Raw genomic sequence first — 19551 nt, forward strand, 5'->3', positions numbered from 1 at the left:
TTTGAAATGAACTGTTGACATTAAAGTATTTATGTTTTATGATTATCTCATATTAAAGATATTTTAATTCGAGATAATTAACCAAACCTGATTGTTGAGCAAGGAAAAGATCAAAGAAGAGGACGGCTTCACTTTTTGTTCATATGAGAATTGATTTTTTTTAATATAATATCTCGAATTCGAGATAAAAAGGAAGTGCATGAGAAATGGCTGAATTTGTACAGTTAGTGAATGATAGAAGATCTGCAAGCAACTTCCTTTCAAATCATCCAATCATGAAGGATGAGCTCAACGACATATTTGAATTGGTTGCATTGGCTCCATCAGCTTTTAATTTGCAGCATACAAAATATGTGACAGTTCTAGATCCGGATGTAAAAGAAAAGTTGAAGCAGGCCGCAAACGGACAATATAAAGTGTTTAGCTCATCTGCGGTTCTTTTGGTTTTAGGGGATAAGCAGGCGTATCAGCAAGCAGCTGACATCTATGAAGGGTTAAAGGCGTTGGGGATACTCAATAAACAAGAATATGATCATATGGTTCAAGACACTGTTTCATTTTATGAAAACAGGGGAGAACATTTTATGAGAGATGAGGCGATAAGAAACGCTTCCCTTTCTGCGATGATGTTTATGCTTAGCGCTAAAGAAAAAGGCTGGGACACTTGTCCAATGATCGGTTTTGATACTGAAGCCGTAAAGCAGGTTTTGAATATAGATGACCAATTTGAGGTTGTCATGATGATTACAATCGGTAAAGAAAAAACAGAGAGCAGAAGGCCGCGCGGCTACCGAAAGCCTGTGAATGAGTTTGTTGAGTATATCTAAGTAAACGTGTAAAGGAGCGAATAAAAATGGCGAAAAAAACGATGGGAATCCATCATATTACAGCAATTGTCGGTCACCCTCAAGAGAATACAGATTTTTACGCAGGAGTGCTGGGACTCCGATTGGTCAAGCAAACGGTCAATTTTGATGATCCGGGTACGTATCACCTTTATTTTGGGGATGAAGGCGGGAAGCCGGGAACAATCATTACATTCTTTCCGTGGGCGGGCGCCCGTCAAGGCATCATTGGAGACGGACAGGTTGGCGTGACATCTTACGTCGTGCCGAAGGGTGCCATGGCGTTTTGGGAAAAGAGACTTGAAAAGTTCAACATTCCATACACCAAAATCGAGCGTTTTGGAGAACAATATGTAGAGTTTGATGATCCGCACGGTCTGCACTTAGAAATCGTGGAGAGAGAAGAAGGAGAAGCCAATACGTGGACGTTCGGAGATGTCACACCTGACGTAGCCATCAAAGGTTTTGGAGGCGCCACATTGTTATCAGCTCAGCCTGAAAAAACAGGTGAACTGCTAGAAAACATCATGGGGCTTGAGCGAGTCGGTAAAGAAGGAGACTTTGTTCGTTATCGTTCTGCCGGTGATATTGGAAATGTGATTGATCTTAAATTAATGCCTATTGGACGCGGGCAAATGGGAGTTGGCACAGTGCATCACATCGCTTGGAGGGCTCAGGATGACGAAGATCAATTAGATTGGCAAAGATTCATTGCTGCGCACGGATATGGTGTGACTCCTGTGCAGGATAGAAACTATTTTAATGCGGTTTACTTCAGAGAACATGGGGAAATCTTATTTGAGATCGCAACTGATCCGCCGGGCTTTGCCCATGATGAATCACAAGAAACGATGGGCGGCAAACTGATGCTCCCTGAGCAGTATGAACCACATCGGGCTCAAATTGAACAAGGGCTGCTGCCGTTTGAAGTGAGAGAATTAGATTGATTTATAGATGAACGTGAAGCATGAAGAAAAATAAAAAGACATACATTTAACAGATGATCGCTGGAAGCGGCTGTCGGGAAAGAAGCTCTTTGCAGCACATCATATAATATGAAAAATAAGGAGAGATAAAAATGGAAGATGCAGGACTATTACTTATTCGAATCATGATCGGTGTGGTGTTTCTGTTTTATGGATCACAAAAATTATTTGGCTGGTTTGGAGGATACGGCATTAAAGGAACAGGCCAATGGTTTGAGTCAATTGGGATTAAACCAGGAAGCGCCGCGGCCGCTTTATCAGGCCTTGGGGAATTGGCAAGCGGAATTCTGTTTATTTTAGGTGTATTCCTGCCGCTCGGAGCTGCAATCATAACGATCATTATGTTAGGTGCTATTGTAAAAGTTCATGGAGCGAAAGGGTTTGCCAACGGCGCTGGCGGTTTTGAATATAACTTGGTGCTGATTGTAGTCTCCATCGGAGTTGCACTCATCGGTTCAGGAGCTTACGCCTTGCATTTTTAATATAAGTATTTAAGAACAGTTACTGCAAAGCGGTAACTGTTCTTTTATTTTTCAAGCACAACGATCAGATGCTCTGAATAGCAAAAAAGCGGATATGTTCAATATAAATGTGTATAGTGAATGATATGCATATTGAAAGTCATGAAAGACGGGTCCATTGAAGGAGGAATTTGATGAAAGAGATGGAAGAATTACACTCATTAGATGCCATAGAGAATTTTATTAAGCAGCACCAATTCAGCTTTATCTATATATCAAGACCCGGCTGTACAGTATGTCATGCTGTTCTGCCGCAGCTTAGAATCGTATTGGATCAGTTTCCAAACATTAAATTGGGGCATATCAATGCTGACGAGGTAGGAGAGGTTGCCGGCAGATTTTCAGTCTTCACTGTTCCTGTGCTTCTTTTGTTCATTGATGGAACTGAGTTTCTGAGAGAAGCCCGTTTTGTCCATTTTGAACAGCTCGAAGAAAAGCTGAAAAGAGTTTATCGGTTATATGAAGATAAATAAAGTGATACAGCTTTCAAATAAAAAGCCTCCCTTAAAGGGTTCATGCTGCCGAGAAAATTCCGGCAGCATGAGAACATACATGTATTCTTTTTTGTATAGTCACTTTATTCTTCAATAGGTGAAGATGGATTATCTGTCTGCCCTTGATCACTGATATCATTATCAGAGCTTGTCGAAATGATAATCGAAGTAGAAGGGGAGCAGTCTCCTAATGTGAAATTCACTCCGTAATTCTTGCTGTTCGCCGTATGGCTGTTTTGTAAGTTTTTTCCTATATCGGCATTGGCGTTTTGTGTGATTCCGTTTATGGTAAAATTCGAGATGTTGATTTGAGAACGCATGCTCTAAAAGCTCCTTTCATTCTAAAGTAGATGACATTGAGGCTGGGGGCAATCTATCATCTGGTATAAATAGGATATTTTGATTTTGAGTATTAGCATAAACTTAACGGTAAAAATGATAGATTATCTCAAAATCATGATGAAAGGGAACATATCTTATGAACAGTTAGATTCCGCTGGAAAAACCGCCTGATTCGTTCAGGCGGCAGCTCATGATTGTCATCTAAGAATTTGGTGTATCATGTTGATTTTGCCTAAAGGATATGATTGTGGTTTTTAATGAGGAATAGGAGCCGATAGCGGCGTAGCCGTAAAACCATCCCATAAATACGCCGGAAAAGAGGCTGTGTCGATGACTAATGAAAACCGATATGATAAGGCCTGTCATCAGGGCGGCTGACGGGACAAATGTTTTGGGAATCTTAAACAATATTTTGAGGATTTGGGTAATGAAGATGATGGTCGGAATAGCTATCACAGCATCCCAAAAGTTTGTGTGAATAATTGGAAAGTTCATACGGCACCTCAGTACATAAAATAATAAAAGTTCGTTTACGCAAAAATCTGGTTGAGCAGTTCTTGTATCGCATTTGTGATGTTTTGACTGCGGGCTTGATTGGAGCTTGTTTGACTGAATAAGGTGCGTTCAAAAACCATTCCTGTATTGTTTCCCCCAGCACCCTCTGTTGTTTTAGTCACAGAGAACGGACTGATCGAAATTGCAGACCCATTATTGAAAACGCTGTTTCCGGATAACGAATGAATATTTACAGGGCATTTCATCATTCATCTCTCCTCTCACTCCATGATTATTTATACAATATGGCATGCGGACAGCAATTGCGTAAACAAAGCGGCAAAAATATACAATGGTAGACAAAAAACCACATCATGTTTTTAGTACAGCCTTTTAGGCGTATTTTTTTTATTCTTTTTACCGATTTCATCAAAAATATTTTCATTGCTTGATTGCTGGGCTTGTCCATCTTTCCTGATGAAGTCCGGGTGAATGAGTTTTTTTAAGTCCCTTACAGTTAAAGGCTTTGCATCCTCAGTTAATTCTATTCCCAGTTGTCCGTTTGCTTCTAATGTCGCACTTTTAACATCTTGTATAGATGACGCCCCATGAAGCCTTAACTGCATTTCAAGCTGATCAACTGTGAGTCTCATTTTTTTAAGTTTTCGATATGAAGCTGTCCATTTTCAATCACGATCTTTGCTTTTCCCGTTAACATCTTTTCAGCAATGTTCGATCTCATTTGAATCCATTCCATCATAATTAGTGTCATTGTAAAGATAGCGGCAGCGATCAAGGTTTTAAAAAGACTGTATTCGATAATCGGCTGAACGATAATTGTTCCGATTGAAATCATGACAACGGTTTGAGTTGAAGTCATTTGTGCGATTGATTTTCTTCCTGAAATTCTTAATAAAATGACTCCGGCTATAATGAGAACAAAAGCTTCCCAAGTAAAATTCATGCGACCACCTGACCAATGAGTAATGGATTTGTCATGAAGCGGCTTTGCAGCCATTCGTGATTTAATATATCCGAAAGACTGACGGTTCATTCTGTTATGTACACGATCATTCTGGTCTGACCAAATGTTTCTGGTATAAATGGATACCATAAGTTAAACAATGACAGGAGCAGAGATTTTTTAGCGGGGAGCGCCTTAAGATGATTGAAATTGAAGTTGTCATGAGAACAATTGTCAGCGTTGTCTTACTGTTAATTGCAGAACGGATTTTGGGGAAGCAGACGATTTCCCAGATGACGATTTTTGATTTTATTGCAGCGATCACACTAGGAGCGATTGCTGCCGGATTAGCATACAATACGTCATTAAAACCACACAATATGGCCATTTCCTTTGGCATTTTTGTGTTAACCATTTTTCTGATTTCGTTTCTGTCGATTAAAAACAGAAAGCTGAGAAAATTTTTTGCCGGAGATCCTACAGTCCTTATTCAGAACGGTAAGATACTGGAATCAAATATGAGGAAAATGCGTTATACACTTGAGTATTTAAATCAGCAATTACGTGAAAAAGATATCTCAATATTGAAGAAGTTTTGTATGCGATCCTTGAGACGAATGGGCAGCTGACTGTGTTAAAAAAACCGCAATTCCGGCAGGTCACCAGACAGGATTTAATGATTGCGGTACATCGCGAAAACAGGCTTCCAATCGAGCTTATTATGGACGGAGAAATCATTGAGAATAATGTAAAGCAGAATCGTTTGACGGAATCTTGGCTTCTGGCCGAATTGAAAAAAAGAGACATAAAGGTGGAAGAGACTGTGTACGCAGTGCTGCTGGGCAATGGGGAGATTTGTGTGGATCAATATAAAGACTATATATCAGTTCCTATAGATAAGGAATGAATAGAACCATTTTAAATTCCTTTACCGAATGCAATGGTTTCAATCTGTCTTGGGTATGAAATGTGAAGAATCCCGTTTAACAGCTGAACCTGCAGTAAATGGGATTCGGCGGCTTCAGGAAGCTGAATGGTTTGCTCAAAATCGCCGTAATACCGTTTACGCAGCACCTCCATTTCAGAGGGGAAAACAGGCATGATCGTTCCTTTGATGAACAGCTGGGTTTTAGATTGTAAACGGATCGTTAATTCCTCCTCATATACACCGGGCATTTCCACAATGATAAAATTATACTCGTCATCTTGATAAAAGTCATAAACAAGCGTAAAAGCATCGGAATCAAAAAACTGTTCAGGGGTTTTATACTTGAGCACATTTGTCCAAAAGTCACTTTGCTTATATTCATTTGTAATCTCAAGCCACTTTCGGATTTTTTCGAAATCCATCTGAGATCCTCCTTAAATTTGATTTGAAATTGGTGCAGAAGGGTTGCCAATTTGGTCTTGGTCACTAACGTCTGAATCAAGATTTCCAGTGTTTAATAGAGAAGAAGAAGGTGAAAAATCTCCTAGAGAAAAGTTTGCCCCAAAGTATTTGCTGTTTGCTGTATGGCTGTTGTGTACAGTTGGACCGACATCAATATTTCCGTTTTGCGTGACGCCGTTTATCTTAATATTTGCGATGTTAATTTGGTATGGCATAAACGAAACCCCTTTAATCTAATATTGGCGGTACTGGAAGCGGAGGAGCATTTACATAAGAATTATCAGAGTTTCCGATTTCTGTCTGATCATTTACATCAGGATCATTTAAGAAGTTTTCCATGATTGATTCTGCAGGTGATGTATCACCGAAAGAGGAGTTAATCCCTTGAGATTTATTATTGGCGGTATGGCTGTTATGCGCGGCTTCACCTATTGTAATTGAACCATTGCCCGAAACGCTGTTGATCTTCAAATAATATAGGTTGATTACTGTAGACGGCATCCCATCACACCCTTCCATGATTCTGTACAGTTACAGTATGCGCCGGGGCACCCAATTGTTCCTTGGGAACGTATGAATGATGTAAGGGATCACACAGGCGGAAAAGTCTCTGTATTGACAATGGGAGTGATTATTCAAAAGCTGCTGATCATGAAAGTGAAATGGTGCAAAGAACTAGTATTCATACTTTCAAAGTAAAGAAGCTATCCTTAAGACGGTTTTCACTGCTGACTGAGTCACTTCTTCTAGAAAATGATGAAACTACGGGGAATATGTCAAAACGGGTGCTGTCGGCTTTTATTTTTTTGCTTCTAGGCTCAGAAAAACCGATTTTTCCTACATTGTCCTTAGCATTGAAAGAGCAGAACAGCGGCTCGACTGTTTTGACTCCGTCATCGACATGGATACCGTCGCTTTGTTTGTCATGATTGGACATGTAGCCGTTTTTATTAACCAGCAAAGATGCGGCAAGCCTCGCCGCATAAGTTTTATTTTGATTTGCAGGAAATCTATTTCTCTTAGCGAATGATAGAGAGTCAGAGGCTTAAACCGGCTTTTTTATACGCAACGACTTTCCGGCACCGGCCGGGCTTTTTTATAAGGAGGGATACAAGATGACATTAACCTTGGAAGACATGACTGTGGAAGAGTTTGAAGCATTTCGCAGGATGTCCGTGCAAAATTATGCGAAACAAAACATTACCTCGGGAACGTGGACGAAGGATGAAGCGTTGGAAAAATCAGAGCAGGCCTATCGAAACATGGTACCGGAAGGACGAAACAGCAGCAATCATTATTTTTGGAACATTATAAATGAACAAGGGGAAAGGATGGGCTGGCTCTGGATGTATGCTGACCCGCTTCACCCGCAAAAGGAAGCGTTTATCTACTCCTTTGGAATATATGAAGCCTTTCGCAGAAAAGGACTTGCTCAATTAGCACTGAAAACGCTGGATGAAAAAGCAAAGGAACTTGGCGCGGAAAGGCTTGCGCTTCATGTGTTTGCACACAACGAGACGGCCGTCCATCTTTATCAGAAGATGGGCTATGCCATGACTAATATTCGTATGCGAAAGCAGCTGTGCTGATAATAGCCAATTTTGGTGAATTTAAAAAATACCAAGGACGAACAGCCCTTGGTATGCCTTAATTATGATTGGTCCAGCTCTTTCATCTGTTTCGTAAGCTTAATGAAAGCTTGATCGAGGTCCTTGTACCCGGTATCTTTTGGCGTCATCAAACTGAGCTTTCCAAGCACTTCCTGTCTTTCTGTCTCAAGCTTTAAGCGAAGGTCCTCCTGGTCATTTCTTTCTGTTGGAACGTCATTCAGTTGCTTTTTGATGCCATTGCCCGAGATGACGAGTTTACTGTTGGTTGTTTTTTCGAGAAAGTAGCGGTCATGTGACACCGCCAGCAATGTTCCGCTGTATTGTGCCAGTGTTTCTTCCAGCTGTTCGCGTGACGGCAGGTCGAGGTGATTTGTCGGCTCATCTAAAATGAGCACGTCTTTTTCCTCGAGAATATATGCCATCAGCTTGATCTTTACACGCTCACCCATACTCATATATTTGATCGGCTCAGTCCATTGGGAAGCGGTAAAACCTAAGTGCCTCATCAGACTTTGAACGTGTCCTCTAGCTTTGTATGTTTCATTATCAAATAACTTTTCCGGTGTTTGCTCTAAAGGTAAATCAAACACTTCCTGCGTTAAATAACCGATATGTGCAGACGGCGACACCCATACACTTCCATCCGCTGTTTCCTGTCCTAGAATGATTTTCAGTAATGTCGTTTTTCCGCTGCCATTTGGACCTATGAGCGCAATCTTTTCACCGTGCTGAATCGTAAAATGCGCGTTTTTAAAGAGAGTCCTTTCACCGAAAGCCTTCGTTATATGCTGAACGTCTAAAAAACGTTTTCCTGTTTTTTTGGTTGTATCAATTGAAAAGCGGACAGTATACTCTGGCTTAACGGCTTCCGCCTTTGCTTTTTCCAACTCTTGTTCAAGCCGCTTTCGCTTAGATGTAATCTGGGCATCCGTACGCTTCGCTTTTACACGGTGATATTCTTTAAATCCTTCCTGTTTCGTCGATTGGGCGTGGGCTTTTTTCGACCATGAAGCAAGTTCTGTCATTTGTGCTTCGATCCGTTCAACCGTTTTTTGCTGCTTTTCATATGCACGCTGCTGGGCGAGTCTTTTCTTTTCCCGGAGCTTCATATAACCAGAGTAATTCCCCTTGAATTCAATTAGCGTTTGATCCTCAAGCGACCATATCTTTGTCGCGACTTCGTCTAAGAAATATCGGTCGTGGGAAACAAGGATCACAGTGCCTCTATAATGTTTCAGCTCTTGAATGAGAAGCTGGAGGCTTTCTTCATCAAGGTGGTTTGTCGGCTCATCTAACAGTAAAAGATCAGCATCCTCTGACAGTCCTTTCGCCAGACGCGCTTTCAATTTTTCACCGCCGCTTAACTGCTGGAAATCCCGCACGGGCACACGCCATTTCTTCAGTAATTTCTTCTCGGCAGGCGTCTGATCCGTAAAGGAATATGACGCTGTTTCCTGTTCAACCAATGTCATCTTTGTATCCTGCCGAACGATTTGCCCGTGTGCAGGGGCTAAGTCATTGTATATGAGGTGCAGCAGGGTGGATTTCCCGGCGCCATTTTTGCCGATAATGCCAATGATATCTCCTTGCTGAACACTTGCGTTTGCGTTTTTAAAAACAGTCAAATCCTTCACTTCATAGCTGACGTTTGTTACTGTTACGATTTCTTTCATCCATATCCCTCGCTTTAATGGGAGAATCAAAAAAATCCTCCCAAATGTGTTGGAAGGATTAGCCGCGCCTTGCATGAACAAATAAGCTATTCTTTATAAATAGCCATATCGTATATATAGAAAATGGGCAGACTAATCCTATTTTTTCTGATTTGAAATATTGATTTCAAACGGTAAAAATAAGATTAGTTAATCATTGTCCGCCCATCATCCCTTCTTGTTTTGATTACAAACACTATAGCATATCTTCAAATTTAAAAGCAAAGGTCATTTTCATCAAAAAACTCCTGCTCTCATTTCTGAGGCAGGAGCTTTGATTTTATTGCAGCTTCGCTTTTCTCACCTTATAAATCACAATCAGCAAAATAAACCAAACCGGTGTAACAAATAAGGAAACACGAGTATCCTGTGCCAATGCCAGCACAACAAGGATAAACGCCAGGAACGCAAGAATCAGGTAATTTGTAAACGGGTAAAGCGGAAGTTTAAACTTGTTTGTCTTTGCTAATTCAGGTCTTGTTTTACGGTATTTCAAATGACAAATGACCGTAATCCCCCAAATATAGATAAAGCAGACGGTTGAAATGCTTGTAATCAGTGTGAATACGCCTTCGGGCATGATGTAGTTTAACGTAACACCGATTAAAATCACGATAGCTGAAAAGAACAACGCATTTCTAGGTACTTTACGCGGAGTCAGTTTCGCCATTGATTCAGGCGCATTATGATCTTTTGCAAGGGAATAGACCATACGGCTTGTACTGAATACAGCACTATTGCAGGCTGAAGCAGCGGATGTCAATACAACAAAGTTGATGATGCTTGCTGCCCCGACGATGCCAACCGCGACAAACACCTGCACGAACGGGCTCTCGTTAGGATTAATGACATTCCAAGGATAGATGCTCATAATCACGAGAAGTGCCCCGATATAGAAAAGCAGTACCCGGACAGGGATATTGTTGATCGCCTTAGGGATTACTTTTTCAGGGTTTTCTGTTTCACCGGCCGTCAGTCCGACCAGCTCAATGCCGACAAAGGCAAACACAACCATCTGGAATGAGAGGATAAACCCGTGTATGCCATTCGGGAACATCCCCCCGTGACTCCAGAGATTTGAGAAGCTGGAGACTCCTGAGCTTGTGGAAAAACCTTTGAAAATCATCACAAGGCCAATGACGATCAGCGCCAGAATAGCAATAACTTTGATTAAAGCAAACCAAAATTCTAATTCTCCAAAAAGCTTGACGGTTGCCAAGTTCATGATCAGTAAAATAATCAAAGCGATTAAGCCGGGCACCCATTGCGGCACACCCGGGAGCCAATATTGAGTGTAGAGCCCGACAGCTGTCAGATCAGCCATCGCAATCGAAATCCAGCAGAACCAATAGGTCCAGCCGGTGATAAAGGCTGCCATGTCTCCTAAATAATCTTGTACAAAATCAACAAAAGAGTGATAGTTCAAATTCGATAACAGCAGTTCACCCAGAGACCTCATAATTAAGAAGCAAATGAGCCCTGTGAACATGTAAGCAAATAGAATCGACGGTCCGGCAAAATGAATTGATTTTCCTGAGCCGAGAAATAAGCCTGTCCCAATAGCCCCGCCGATGGCGATGAGCTGAATGTGCCTGTTTTTCAAGCCTCTCTCCAGTTTTTGCTGATTTATATTGTTTTTCGTCATGTCATCTGTCACTTTGTGTGTTCCTCCATTGAAAATTGTTTAATGAGTCAGCAATATATTTTAATGATTATTATAACACTAAAATTTCTATCTTTTTTACTATATAGGAAATATGAAAAGAAAATTTAAGGTTTTTTAAATGATCTATCATAAAACGAAGCGGCTCAATCTAGGAGCCGTTTCGTTTTTATGCCATTTCTGTTTTTTTCATGTATAGGTAGAGTCCGTAATCTGTCGAAGTGGATGCGTATCCGATCTGCCTCAACATTGCCGTGATATTGCCTCGGTGATAAGTCCCGTGATTGACAACGTGGGGAACGAGCTCAGAAACAGCTGTTTTCATTATCCCGCCTGAGGGGTTTTGAATCTGTAGAGGCTTATTAAGCTGTTCTTCTTGCTGTAAACATATTGTATATCGTTTAGATAACGTCAAAAACAGAGCTTCCATTTCCTCCATTTCTTTTGCGGCTGTCTGTTCTTTAAGCTGTTCAGCTAAAGCCAAAGCATCGCTCATATTTTTGCCGGAAAATACTTCAATCCAGCCCAGATCAGAAAGGTAGACATGAGACAGTACATGGGATATCGATGGAAACACACTTTGAATGTCTTGACGGTACACCTCTTTCGGAAGCTCTTTTAATCGATTGAATATTTGCTGATTGGCCCATACGTTATATTCATACAAAGTTAATAAAAAATCTGTCACGTAAATTTCCCCTTTCGCGTTTATAACTCCTAGTTTACACAAACAAACTTTCTTTTGGGGATCATAAATAAAATATGTTGACAGGCATAGTTTAGGGGAATAAACTAATGAACGTTGATCATAAAGTTTAGAGGGGTAAACTATAGGGAGGAGGGGAAGATGTTGAATGAACAAAAGCTATGTCAGGCGATCAACCTGTTTGTGGAAGTGTTACTTGAAGGAACAGAGTTTGTACATCATGAAATCAATCAGGATGTCTTCAAGCATATCTCAAGGGAACAGGCTGACCTGTTGAAAATCTTAAAAGTTAAGGGCCCAACCTCTCCCGGCAGCCTCGCCATGTATCAAAATGTACATAAGAGTGCAATTTCAAACAGACTGAAAAAGCTGCTTGATAAGGGATTGGTGGAATGGGATGACTGTCAGGTAAAAAGTGATAAGCGCTCGAAGCTGATTAGCATCACAGCCAGCGGTGAAAACATACTAGAAGAATTAGATGCAGCCATCTTTAACGCTCTTAAAGAGCTGATCGATGATATAGATGAGGAACACTTAAACTCTATCATAGAGATATTTACAATTCTAAAAAATAAATTTAAAGGAGGAGATCCAGCCAAATGAGAGCGATCATTACATTTAAATGGGCCATTTTTGCCGTTATATTAGCACTTACCGTCGTATTAAGTTTGTTTTCTCCGAACTTGACGGAGCTTGCCAATCAAAAGGGGCAGGCCCAGCTTCCGGCTGATGCTGTATCAGAAAGAGCAAATGCCATTTTAAAGCAAGCGGGTGAAGACAATCATTCAATCAGTGCAGTCTTTACATTAGACCACGCGTTGAAGAAAGAAACAGAGGGCGAGCTCCGCACAATAATCAGTAAAATCAAAAAGATCGACGGTGTGGATGAGGTCACGTCTCCTCTGACTGCGGAAAAAGAAGTCAGAGACCAATTGATATCAAAAGACAAGAAAACCGTCCTTATTCCTGTCACGATCACAGGTTCTGATAAAAAAGCGGAAAAAATCGCGGATGACATTTATAAAATTGTCCCTGAGGATTTGACGGCATATATTACGGGAGCTTCTCTCATCAATCAGGATTTCGCCCACAGCTCAGAGGAAGGGCTTAAGAAGACGGAAGTGATCACAGTCTGCTTAATCATCGGTTTACTGCTGATCGTGTTCCGATCTGTTGTGACGCCTTTTATCCCGATTGTGGTTGTCGGTTTTTCTTATTTGATCAGTCAATCCATATTGGGGATCCTTGTGTACAATGTTGATTTTCCGATCTCGACGTTTACGCAAACCTTCTTAGTCGCCATTTTGTTCGGTATCGGAACAGATTACTGCATCCTGCTTCTTACTCGATTCCGTGAAGAATTGGCAAACGGGCATGACAAAAAAGAAGCTGCGCTTATTGCTTACCGTACAGGGGGAAAAACCTTATTTATCAGCGGATTTGCGGTATTGATCGGATTTTCCGCCTTAGGGTTTGCGAAGTTTGCGATTTTCCAATCTGCAGTGGGAGTCGCAGTAGGTGTCGGAATTTTAATGATCATCCTCTACACATTGCTGCCATTATTTATGGTGACACTGGGTGAAAAATTATTCTGGCCTTCTAGAAAAGTATTATCACATAGTGACAATAAATTATGGGCGTTTCTTGGCAAACACTCCGTTGCACGTCCGTTTCTGTTTATTGTCATCACGGTCATAATTACGCTTCCGTTCATCTTAACTTATGATGACCAGATTTCGTTCGATTCGACTGCGGAAATCAGTAGCGAGTATAAATCAGTAAAAGCGCTCGAGGCCATCAAAGATGGATTCGGTGAAGGGAAAGCGTTCCCGATCAATGTTGTCGTAAAAGGAGACAAAGACCTCACAACAGCTGATACAATTCCTTATCTCGGAAATATCAGCAAAGCGATCGAGAAAGTCGATCATGTTGACTCTGTCATGACCATTACACAGCCGACCGGTGAAAAAATCAAAGATTTATATATTGATAAGCAGCTGGGCTCAGTTTCAGACGGGCTGGATAAAACGGTAAAAGGAATCGCCGATGTCCAAAGCGGTTTAACGGATATTGAAAACGGATTGAATCAGATCGCAGGGCAAACCGGTACGGCCTCTAATAGCAGCTCCGGCGGTTCACTGGGCGATGCGGCCGAAGGATTGGGCAAAATCAATCAGCAGCTGCAGCTCGTGAGCAAACAGGTTTCTCAAACCGGTAATACCGCTCAGACCGCACAGCAGCTTACAGCAATCAGCGGACAGCTAGGCCAGATTCAAACCGGGCTTGAACAAGCGAACCAGCAGCTTTCAGGCCAGCAAGCCCAAGCCGGAACCTTGTCAGAAAACCTGAAGAAGCTTGCCGATGGTGTAAAGAGTGCAAATAACGGTTTGACGAAAATCTCTGACGGAATAACAGTTTCCAGCGATATGCTAGAGGATATGAGCAAAAGCTCAACTGTAAGGGATACAGGGATATTCCTTCCTGATCAAGTCATGAAGGATAAAGACTTTAAGAAGTCCATTGACCAGTATTCCTTCGCAGACGGAAAAGGTGTGCAATTAAGCGTCGTCTTAGATTCCAACCCTTATTCAGAACAAGCGATTACGACAATAAATCAAATCAAAAAAGCTGTAGCAAACGAAGTTGACGGCACTCCTCTGAAGGACGCTCAGATCGTATACGGCGGGGTCACAAGCATGAATGCGGATTTAAAGGAGCTGTCCACAACGGACTTCTCTAGAACAATGATGATCATGATTATTGGCCTGTTTATCGTGTTAACCATTTTGTTCCGCTCCATGATCATGCCGATTTATATGATTGCGTCACTGCTGCTGACGTACTATACGTCGATATCGATCACAGAATTAATTTTTGTAAACGGCTTAGGAAACGCCGGCATCAGCTGGGCAGTACCGTTCTTCAGCTTTGTTATCTTGATCGCGTTAGGCGTGGATTATTCGATCTTTCTGCTGGACCGGTTTAAAGAAGAGGTGCACATGGGCATTGAGCAGGGAGTCATCCGATCAATGAGCAAAATGGGGTCTGTCATTATAACGGCTGCCATTATTTTGGCCGGCACGTTCGCGGCGATGATGCCTTCAGGCGTCAATACGCTGATGCAGGTGGCAAGTGTTATTATTATCGGGCTGCTGCTTTACGGTCTTGTCATTCTTCCGCTGTTCATTCCGGCAATCATTGCGACCTTTGGCGAAGGAAACTGGTGGCCGTTTGGCAAAAAGAAAGTCAAAGAATAATCTCATCAGACGTGTTAACGAAAAAACAGGCCAGACGATCAAACGGCGGCTTTATGTAAAACAAAGAGCCTGGGGATATCCCCAGGCTCTTTTCTTTTATTTCCATTCTGCAATTGTATCAATCGGCAGGCGGTAGGAAGCATAGCCTTCGTCTGCTGCTTTTCCGATAGAAAGAAGCATGACTGGTACATAACGTTCTTTATCTAGTCCAAACGTTTCCGCGATATTTTCTTTATCATAACCGCCGATCGGGTTTGTATCGTAGCCGTGCGCGCGTGCAGTCAGCATGAGCTGCATGGAAACAAGGCCACCGTCAATCAGGATTGTTTCGCGGTTCGCTTGTGCCGGAAGCTTTTCAAAATGGGCGGTTAGCGCAGCGATTTGTCTGTCTTTGACCTCCTGCGGCATGTAACCGAGTTCCACGGCTTTTGAATAGATTTCTTCTAAATAGTCTGCATTGTTCATGTCTGCAAATACAGCGATGACGGCAGATGATGTTGCAACCTGTGTTTGGTTAAAGCTTGCAAGCGGTGCGAGCTTTTCTTTTCCTTCCGGGCTGTCAATGACGAGAAAACGCCATGGCTGCGCATTGACAGAAGATGGCGCTGTCGTTGCTTCCTCTAAGATTTCTGCCATCTCTTCTTTGCTGATTTTTACTGTCTGATCATAGTTGCGAATGGAACGGCGTCCTTTCATAATCTCCATAAAATCATTTGTTTTGATCATGTTGATACACTCCTCTTATGCTTTAATATTGTTTATGTTGTCCCGCATGCGCGCTAGTACATCAATCAGCTGGCTGCGTTCTTCTGCACTTACATTTGCGAGCATTTCTTTCATGAAACGCTCTTTTTCTTTCTTGGAAGACTCGATTCGCTCTCTTCCTTGGTCTGTTAATCGAACAAGAGTGATGCGGTTGTCTTCAGGTTTGCGCCGTCTTGATACCATGCCTTTGGCTTCCAGTTGTTTCAGGTGTCTGGTGACGGCTGCGCTGTCTATATTTACGTTCTTTTGAAGATCGCTTTGACTGATCTCATCTGCATGATATAGCAATGTCAGCAATTCCAAGCGAGATTGGCTGATGCCCGTGCATGCCTCGAACTTCATGCCAATCACCTTGTTCACGCTTTGCAGCTGATATAAAATCTCGGCTTCCTCTGAACAAAATGACGCCAAAACCCATCCCTTCCTTCTTGCCAACACAATTAATTGACTTATCAATGATTGACACATCAATTAATATACTACGATTGATTTTATCTTGCAAGACATATGCATATTTGAAAAAACTCTGCGAGTGAATGTCATTTTAATTTTGGCTCTTTTCATTACGATGAAAACAAAAAGCTTATCATTACAGTGTTGAGCGATATTCTTTTTATATCGGATTTGCGATTACGGGCATAGAACAAGGGATTCGGCACTTGCTGAATCAAGTCAGCAGACCCTGATTTTTGTGTCTTTCGTTCGAGCATCAAACGGCTTTCACAGCCTGAAAGTTATGATACAATATACAAATGTTTTACAGCTTCAATTTATCGTTGGAGTTAGCATCAATAGGTTGAAGGGAAGGGTTGATAACATGCTGCACAATCCAACTGGAAAAGAGCGCTTGGCATTGGCATTTCTGCTCGGCATGCTTGCCATATTAGGCCCGCTTAATATAGATATGTATTTGCCAAGTTTTCCTGACATTGCGGGTGACTTATCAGCAAGTGCTTCACTTGTACAGTTAAGTTTAACAGCCTGTCTGGTCGGGCTTACGATCGGGCAGCTGATTGTCGGACCGGTCAGTGACGCGCAGGGAAGACGGAAACCGCTATTAATCTGTATTTTTTTATTTGCGTTATCGTCTCTGTTTTGTGCGCTGTCGCCTAATATTACAACATTAGTGGCTGCGCGTTTCTTGCAGGGATTTACCGCTTCCGCAGGGCTTGTGTTGTCTCGTGCCATTGTCCGCGATGTGTTTACCGGACGAGAGCTTTCTAAATTTTTCTCACTGTTAATGGTCATTACCGCTGTTGCGCCAATGGTTGCGCCGATGACAGGCGGGGCTATTTTGCTTTTGCCATTTGCAACGTGGCATACCATTTTTTATGTCCTAACAATCATTGGATTTTTACTTGTTCTTTTGATTGCCTTTAAATTAAAAGAAACGCTGCCGCCGGAAAACCGGATTCCAAGCTCAATCGGGACCTCTGTCAAAACGATGGGCAGCCTGCTGAAGGATCGATCCTTTATGGGGTACGCGTTAACAGTCGGATTTATTCATGGGGGAAGCTTCGCCTATGTGTCCGGTACTCCCTTTGTATACCAGGATATTTACGGTGTATCTCCACAGGTGTTTAGTATTCTTTTCGGCATTAACGGTCTGGCGATTATATCAGGCAGCTTTATCATCGGGCGTTTTGGCGGAATCATCCCTGAAAAAAGCCTGCTTCGCATGGCGGTTATCACTGCTATGATTGCGACTGCTGTCCTTTTGACGATGACCATTCTTCATGGACCTCTTGCCACATTAGTCATATCCATTTTTGTGTACATGATTACGATTGGTATGGTTTTGACCAGCACGTTTACGCTGGCGATGCAAAGGCAGGGGCATCGTGCCGGAAGTGCTAGCGCGCTGCTCGGCATGCTGCCGCTGCTCCTCGGTTCGATCGTGTCGCCGCTTGTTGGCATTAATGAGACAACAGCCGTTCCGATGGGGGCGATTATGTTTGTGACAGCGGTCATCGGCTCACTGGCGTTTTTTGGATTAACGAAAGAACGAGCAGAGAAAAACTTATAAAAAAACCTGACGCGAGTCAGGTTTTTTTGTTTTATTTAGAATAACAACAGCAAGCCCGCAATTGCAGGAGTCAAGAAGATGGCCGATTTTAAAACCACCTTTGGCATAAGATTGGTGAACTTCGCGCCTACATAGGCACCGCACATTGTGCCGATCAGAACTTTGAGCAGCAAGACATAATCGACAAATCCTTCTGTGATATATCCGATGCCTCCGCCTACAGCTAGCGGGATGATGACAAGCATTGTCGTTCCGACAGAATGGCGGATCGACAGGTTCAGCATGATCATTAAACCGATTTGAATAAAAGGCGCTGATCCGATGCCGAATGTGCCGGAAAGAATACCAGCTATAATTCCTAAGATAACAGCTCTCGTATACGTTGAAAGAGAGCTTTGATCCATTTGAGCTTTCTCTTTTAAAATAAACAATCTGATTAAAATGAGAATCGCTGATAAAAACAACATGCCAGCCGTCAAGTAATGAAGCAAGTCAGCCGGAATGAACGATGTCAGCTTTGCGCCGAAAAATGAGCCAACCGCAGCAAAGCAGCCTACTGTTAAGCCGATTTTCATTTGAATATTGCCTTCACGATAGTGGCTGTACGCTCCAGATAAGCTGGTGAAAGCCATGCCGGCGAGAGAAGTGCCTAAAGCTGTATGAATCGGGACATGGAAAAGAAGAGTTAAAAGAGCAATGACAAAGCCTGCTCCTCCGGCACCAATAAAGCCTAAGATAATACCGAGAAGAAACATAACAAAAACAATAAGCATATTTTTTCCTCCATTAAAAAGATCTAAAAATGATAAGTGCGCGATAGGCGGAGGGATAGCGTCCTAATGATGATAAAAAAACATCCCGTTTTTTAGTTGTCAGTAGTCCGTCGACCGTCGTTCAGTAAACATATCGTACCTCAAATTTTGGGATCTGACAAGACAGTTTGTTGCTTCCTAATACCATCTGTTATATGATTTTGATAAAGAAAATCCCTTGAATATTTTAAAAGAGGTATTATATATGGACGATTTTAAATTAGACAAACCGACTCCGTACTATCTGCAGTTTTATAACCAGCTGAAAAAAATGATCTTCAACGGAACGTTTAAGCCGGGGGAACGGATAAACGAAACTCAGCTGGCGAAAAGCTTCGGTGTCAGCCGCTCTCCGATAAGGGAAGCCATGCGGCTGCTTGAGAAAGATGGTTTATTAAAGGCGGATGACCGAAATGGATTTTCGATCACATCGTTAACGGCAAAAGATGTAGATGAGATTTATAAAATCAGAATACCGCTGGAGCAGCTGGCAGTCGAGTTAGTCATAGAAGAAGCTGATGAAAAAGAGCTCGCCATACTTGAAAAGCAGCTTGAAGAAACAGAAAAAGCCATTCACAACGGCATGGAAGATACGAAAATCATTCATTTGAACCAAAAGTTTCATGAGCTGCTTGTAGTTTTTAGCCATAACAGACATTTGAAGAATTTGCTTGAGCATGTCAGTGATCTGATTCACTTTTGCAGAATTCTTAATTATACTGGTGACCATCGGGCAGAAACCATACTGAGTGAACACCGCAAGATATTTGAAGAAGTGAAAAAGAAAAACAAAGAAGCGGCCAAACAGTATGTGATGGCCCATTTTCATCATGACTGTGAGCATTTGAAGCATGTGCTTGATGCAGGAAAAGAAAATGAGTCGGAATAATTCGGTACCAAGGGGAACAGCCCTTGGTATTTTTGTATTCACAAACATATAAAAGAGCCTTCGTTCATAACATT

Annotated in this window: 22 protein-coding genes and 2 pseudogenes; 10 read left to right on the forward strand and 14 right to left on the reverse strand. The window is 42.0% G+C overall.

Annotation, left to right across the window (positions count from 1 at the left end; translation table 11 throughout):
• Nucleotides 1–206 precede the first annotated feature (206 nt).
• From AAGG74_RS21145 to AAGG74_RS21160, 4 genes are all read left to right on the forward strand, one after another.
• Nucleotides 207–827: a nitroreductase family protein gene (locus AAGG74_RS21145; protein ID WP_162104133.1), complete on the forward strand. Its 621-nt coding sequence runs from the start codon at nt 207–209 to the stop codon at nt 825–827.
• 26 nt (nt 828–853) lie between these two features.
• Nucleotides 854–1792, forward strand: a complete 939-nt coding sequence (locus tag AAGG74_RS21150) for a ring-cleaving dioxygenase (RefSeq protein WP_162104134.1) — start codon at nt 854–856, stop codon at nt 1790–1792.
• Between the two features lie 131 nt (nt 1793–1923).
• Complete coding sequence (locus tag AAGG74_RS21155) at nt 1924–2313, forward strand: DoxX family protein (RefSeq protein ID WP_162104135.1); 390 nt, start codon at nt 1924–1926, stop codon at nt 2311–2313.
• A gap of 173 nt (nt 2314–2486) precedes the next feature.
• Entirely contained in the window at nt 2487–2825 is a 339-nt protein-coding gene (locus AAGG74_RS21160) for a thioredoxin family protein (protein ID WP_429677109.1), read from the forward strand.
• 104 nt (nt 2826–2929) lie between these two features.
• Here the strand turns inward: AAGG74_RS21160 and AAGG74_RS21165 are convergent, their stop codons facing one another.
• The 4 genes and pseudogenes from AAGG74_RS21165 to AAGG74_RS21180 all read right to left on the reverse strand — a co-directional run bounded on the left by AAGG74_RS21165 (nt 2930) and on the right by AAGG74_RS21180 (nt 4647).
• Entirely contained in the window at nt 2930–3166 is a 237-nt protein-coding gene (locus AAGG74_RS21165; protein WP_429677110.1) for a spore germination protein, read from the reverse strand.
• A 223-nt stretch (nt 3167–3389) separates the two neighbouring features.
• Nucleotides 3390–3683 carry a hypothetical protein gene (locus AAGG74_RS21170; RefSeq protein ID WP_429677111.1) on the reverse strand — a complete coding sequence of 98 codons (294 nt, stop codon included), beginning with the start codon at nt 3681–3683 and terminating at the stop codon, nt 3390–3392.
• A 35-nt stretch (nt 3684–3718) separates the two neighbouring features.
• Nucleotides 3719–3952 (reverse strand): spore germination protein, encoded by a 234-nt coding sequence (locus tag AAGG74_RS21175; RefSeq protein WP_429677112.1) that lies wholly within the window; start codon nt 3950–3952, stop codon nt 3719–3721.
• 111 nt (nt 3953–4063) lie between these two features.
• Nucleotides 4064–4647, reverse strand: a pseudogene (locus AAGG74_RS21180) (DUF421 domain-containing protein).
• Nucleotides 4648–4847: 200 nt separating this feature from the next.
• Here AAGG74_RS21180 and AAGG74_RS21185 point away from each other — a divergent pair.
• Nucleotides 4848–5554 (forward strand): annotated as a pseudogene (locus AAGG74_RS21185) (DUF421 domain-containing protein).
• An 11-nt stretch (nt 5555–5565) separates the two neighbouring features.
• Here AAGG74_RS21185 and AAGG74_RS21190 read toward each other — a convergent pair.
• The 4 genes from AAGG74_RS21190 to AAGG74_RS21205 all read right to left on the reverse strand — a co-directional run bounded on the left by AAGG74_RS21190 (nt 5566) and on the right by AAGG74_RS21205 (nt 6998).
• A complete protein-coding gene (locus tag AAGG74_RS21190) occupies nt 5566–5997 on the reverse strand; it encodes an Hsp20/alpha crystallin family protein (RefSeq protein ID WP_429677113.1) in 432 nt (143 codons plus the stop codon).
• A gap of 12 nt (nt 5998–6009) precedes the next feature.
• Nucleotides 6010–6252 carry a spore germination protein gene (locus tag AAGG74_RS21195; protein ID WP_162104142.1) on the reverse strand — a complete coding sequence of 81 codons (243 nt, stop codon included), beginning with the start codon at nt 6250–6252 and terminating at the stop codon, nt 6010–6012.
• A gap of 13 nt (nt 6253–6265) precedes the next feature.
• Nucleotides 6266–6538 carry a spore germination protein gene (locus AAGG74_RS21200; protein WP_162104143.1) on the reverse strand — a complete coding sequence of 91 codons (273 nt, stop codon included), beginning with the start codon at nt 6536–6538 and terminating at the stop codon, nt 6266–6268.
• Nucleotides 6539–6719: 181 nt separating this feature from the next.
• Nucleotides 6720–6998: a hypothetical protein gene (locus AAGG74_RS21205; RefSeq protein ID WP_429677114.1), complete on the reverse strand. Its 279-nt coding sequence runs from the start codon at nt 6996–6998 to the stop codon at nt 6720–6722.
• A gap of 154 nt (nt 6999–7152) precedes the next feature.
• On the opposite strand from AAGG74_RS21205, the gene AAGG74_RS21210 reads away from it, so the two are divergent.
• The gene (locus tag AAGG74_RS21210; protein ID WP_429677115.1) at nt 7153–7626 is read left to right on the forward strand and encodes a GNAT family N-acetyltransferase; all 474 of its coding nucleotides are present in this window, start codon (nt 7153–7155) and stop codon (nt 7624–7626) included.
• Nucleotides 7627–7688: 62 nt separating this feature from the next.
• Here the strand turns inward: AAGG74_RS21210 and abc-f are convergent, their stop codons facing one another.
• The 3 genes from abc-f to dinB all read right to left on the reverse strand — a co-directional run bounded on the left by abc-f (nt 7689) and on the right by dinB (nt 11710).
• Nucleotides 7689–9320, reverse strand: coding sequence for a ribosomal protection-like ABC-F family protein (gene abc-f / locus AAGG74_RS21215; RefSeq protein WP_429677148.1), 1632 nt, complete (start codon nt 9318–9320; stop codon nt 7689–7691).
• A 319-nt stretch (nt 9321–9639) separates the two neighbouring features.
• Nucleotides 9640–11016 (reverse strand): amino acid permease, encoded by a 1377-nt coding sequence (locus tag AAGG74_RS21220; RefSeq protein ID WP_162104145.1) that lies wholly within the window; start codon nt 11014–11016, stop codon nt 9640–9642.
• A gap of 175 nt (nt 11017–11191) precedes the next feature.
• Nucleotides 11192–11710: a damage-inducible protein DinB gene (gene dinB / locus AAGG74_RS21225; protein ID WP_162104146.1), complete on the reverse strand. Its 519-nt coding sequence runs from the start codon at nt 11708–11710 to the stop codon at nt 11192–11194.
• Between the two features lie 162 nt (nt 11711–11872).
• On the opposite strand from dinB, the gene AAGG74_RS21230 reads away from it, so the two are divergent.
• Both AAGG74_RS21230 and AAGG74_RS21235 read left to right on the forward strand, forming a co-directional pair.
• Entirely contained in the window at nt 11873–12331 is a 459-nt protein-coding gene (locus AAGG74_RS21230; RefSeq protein WP_162104174.1) for a MarR family transcriptional regulator, read from the forward strand.
• The gene (locus AAGG74_RS21235; RefSeq protein WP_429677116.1) at nt 12328–14985 is read left to right on the forward strand and encodes an MMPL family transporter; all 2658 of its coding nucleotides are present in this window, start codon (nt 12328–12330) and stop codon (nt 14983–14985) included. Before AAGG74_RS21230 ends, AAGG74_RS21235 begins: the two co-directional genes overlap by 4 nt.
• A 96-nt stretch (nt 14986–15081) precedes the next feature.
• On the opposite strand, the gene AAGG74_RS21240 is transcribed toward AAGG74_RS21235, so the two are convergent.
• Together AAGG74_RS21240 and AAGG74_RS21245 are read right to left on the reverse strand one after the other, a co-directional pair.
• The gene (locus AAGG74_RS21240) at nt 15082–15711 is read right to left on the reverse strand and encodes a nitroreductase family protein (protein ID WP_429677117.1); all 630 of its coding nucleotides are present in this window, start codon (nt 15709–15711) and stop codon (nt 15082–15084) included.
• A gap of 15 nt (nt 15712–15726) precedes the next feature.
• Nucleotides 15727–16221, reverse strand: coding sequence for a MarR family transcriptional regulator (locus AAGG74_RS21245; RefSeq protein ID WP_429677118.1), 495 nt, complete (start codon nt 16219–16221; stop codon nt 15727–15729).
• 346 nt (nt 16222–16567) lie between these two features.
• Here AAGG74_RS21245 and AAGG74_RS21250 point away from each other — a divergent pair, with 346 nt between their 5' ends.
• A complete protein-coding gene (locus tag AAGG74_RS21250) occupies nt 16568–17776 on the forward strand; it encodes a Bcr/CflA family efflux MFS transporter (RefSeq protein WP_162104150.1) in 1209 nt (402 codons plus the stop codon).
• Nucleotides 17777–17811: 35 nt separating this feature from the next.
• On the opposite strand, the gene AAGG74_RS21255 is transcribed toward AAGG74_RS21250, so the two are convergent.
• Nucleotides 17812–18549: a sulfite exporter TauE/SafE family protein gene (locus tag AAGG74_RS21255; RefSeq protein ID WP_162104151.1), complete on the reverse strand. Its 738-nt coding sequence runs from the start codon at nt 18547–18549 to the stop codon at nt 17812–17814.
• 244 nt (nt 18550–18793) lie between these two features.
• Here AAGG74_RS21255 and AAGG74_RS21260 point away from each other — a divergent pair, with 244 nt between their 5' ends.
• Nucleotides 18794–19477: a GntR family transcriptional regulator gene (locus AAGG74_RS21260; protein WP_429677119.1), complete on the forward strand. Its 684-nt coding sequence runs from the start codon at nt 18794–18796 to the stop codon at nt 19475–19477.
• The last annotated feature ends 74 nt before the right edge of the window (nt 19478–19551 follow it).

Origin of the sequence: Bacillus mexicanus, assembly GCF_050445615.1 — a bacterium.
Taxonomy (GTDB): Bacteria; Bacillota; Bacilli; order Bacillales; family Bacillaceae; genus Bacillus; species Bacillus mexicanus.

Coding starts and splice junctions, on each gene's coding strand:
- AAGG74_RS21170 (WP_429677111.1), bottom strand. CDS start 3,683: ATGAACTTTCCAATTATTCACACAAACTTTTGGGATGCTGTGATAGCT.
- AAGG74_RS21145 (WP_162104133.1), top strand. CDS start 207: ATGGCTGAATTTGTACAGTTAGTGAATGATAGAAGATCTGCAAGCAAC.
- AAGG74_RS21155 (WP_162104135.1), top strand. CDS start 1,924: ATGGAAGATGCAGGACTATTACTTATTCGAATCATGATCGGTGTGGTG.
- AAGG74_RS21260 (WP_429677119.1), top strand. CDS start 18,794: ATGGACGATTTTAAATTAGACAAACCGACTCCGTACTATCTGCAGTTT.
- AAGG74_RS21150 (WP_162104134.1), top strand. CDS start 854: ATGGCGAAAAAAACGATGGGAATCCATCATATTACAGCAATTGTCGGT.
- AAGG74_RS21240 (WP_429677117.1), bottom strand. CDS start 15,711: ATGATCAAAACAAATGATTTTATGGAGATTATGAAAGGACGCCGTTCC.
- AAGG74_RS21190 (WP_429677113.1), bottom strand. CDS start 5,997: ATGGATTTCGAAAAAATCCGAAAGTGGCTTGAGATTACAAATGAATAT.
- AAGG74_RS21165 (WP_429677110.1), bottom strand. CDS start 3,166: ATGCGTTCTCAAATCAACATCTCGAATTTTACCATAAACGGAATCACA.
- AAGG74_RS21210 (WP_429677115.1), top strand. CDS start 7,153: ATGACATTAACCTTGGAAGACATGACTGTGGAAGAGTTTGAAGCATTT.
- AAGG74_RS21175 (WP_429677112.1), bottom strand. CDS start 3,952: ATGATGAAATGCCCTGTAAATATTCATTCGTTATCCGGAAACAGCGTT.
- AAGG74_RS21250 (WP_162104150.1), top strand. CDS start 16,568: ATGCTGCACAATCCAACTGGAAAAGAGCGCTTGGCATTGGCATTTCTG.
- AAGG74_RS21200 (WP_162104143.1), bottom strand. CDS start 6,538: ATGCCGTCTACAGTAATCAACCTATATTATTTGAAGATCAACAGCGTT.
- AAGG74_RS21255 (WP_162104151.1), bottom strand. CDS start 18,549: ATGCTTATTGTTTTTGTTATGTTTCTTCTCGGTATTATCTTAGGCTTT.
- AAGG74_RS21195 (WP_162104142.1), bottom strand. CDS start 6,252: ATGCCATACCAAATTAACATCGCAAATATTAAGATAAACGGCGTCACG.
- abc-f (WP_429677148.1), bottom strand. CDS start 9,320: ATGAAAGAAATCGTAACAGTAACAAACGTCAGCTATGAAGTGAAGGAT.
- AAGG74_RS21160 (WP_429677109.1), top strand. CDS start 2,487: ATGAAAGAGATGGAAGAATTACACTCATTAGATGCCATAGAGAATTTT.
- AAGG74_RS21235 (WP_429677116.1), top strand. CDS start 12,328: ATGAGAGCGATCATTACATTTAAATGGGCCATTTTTGCCGTTATATTA.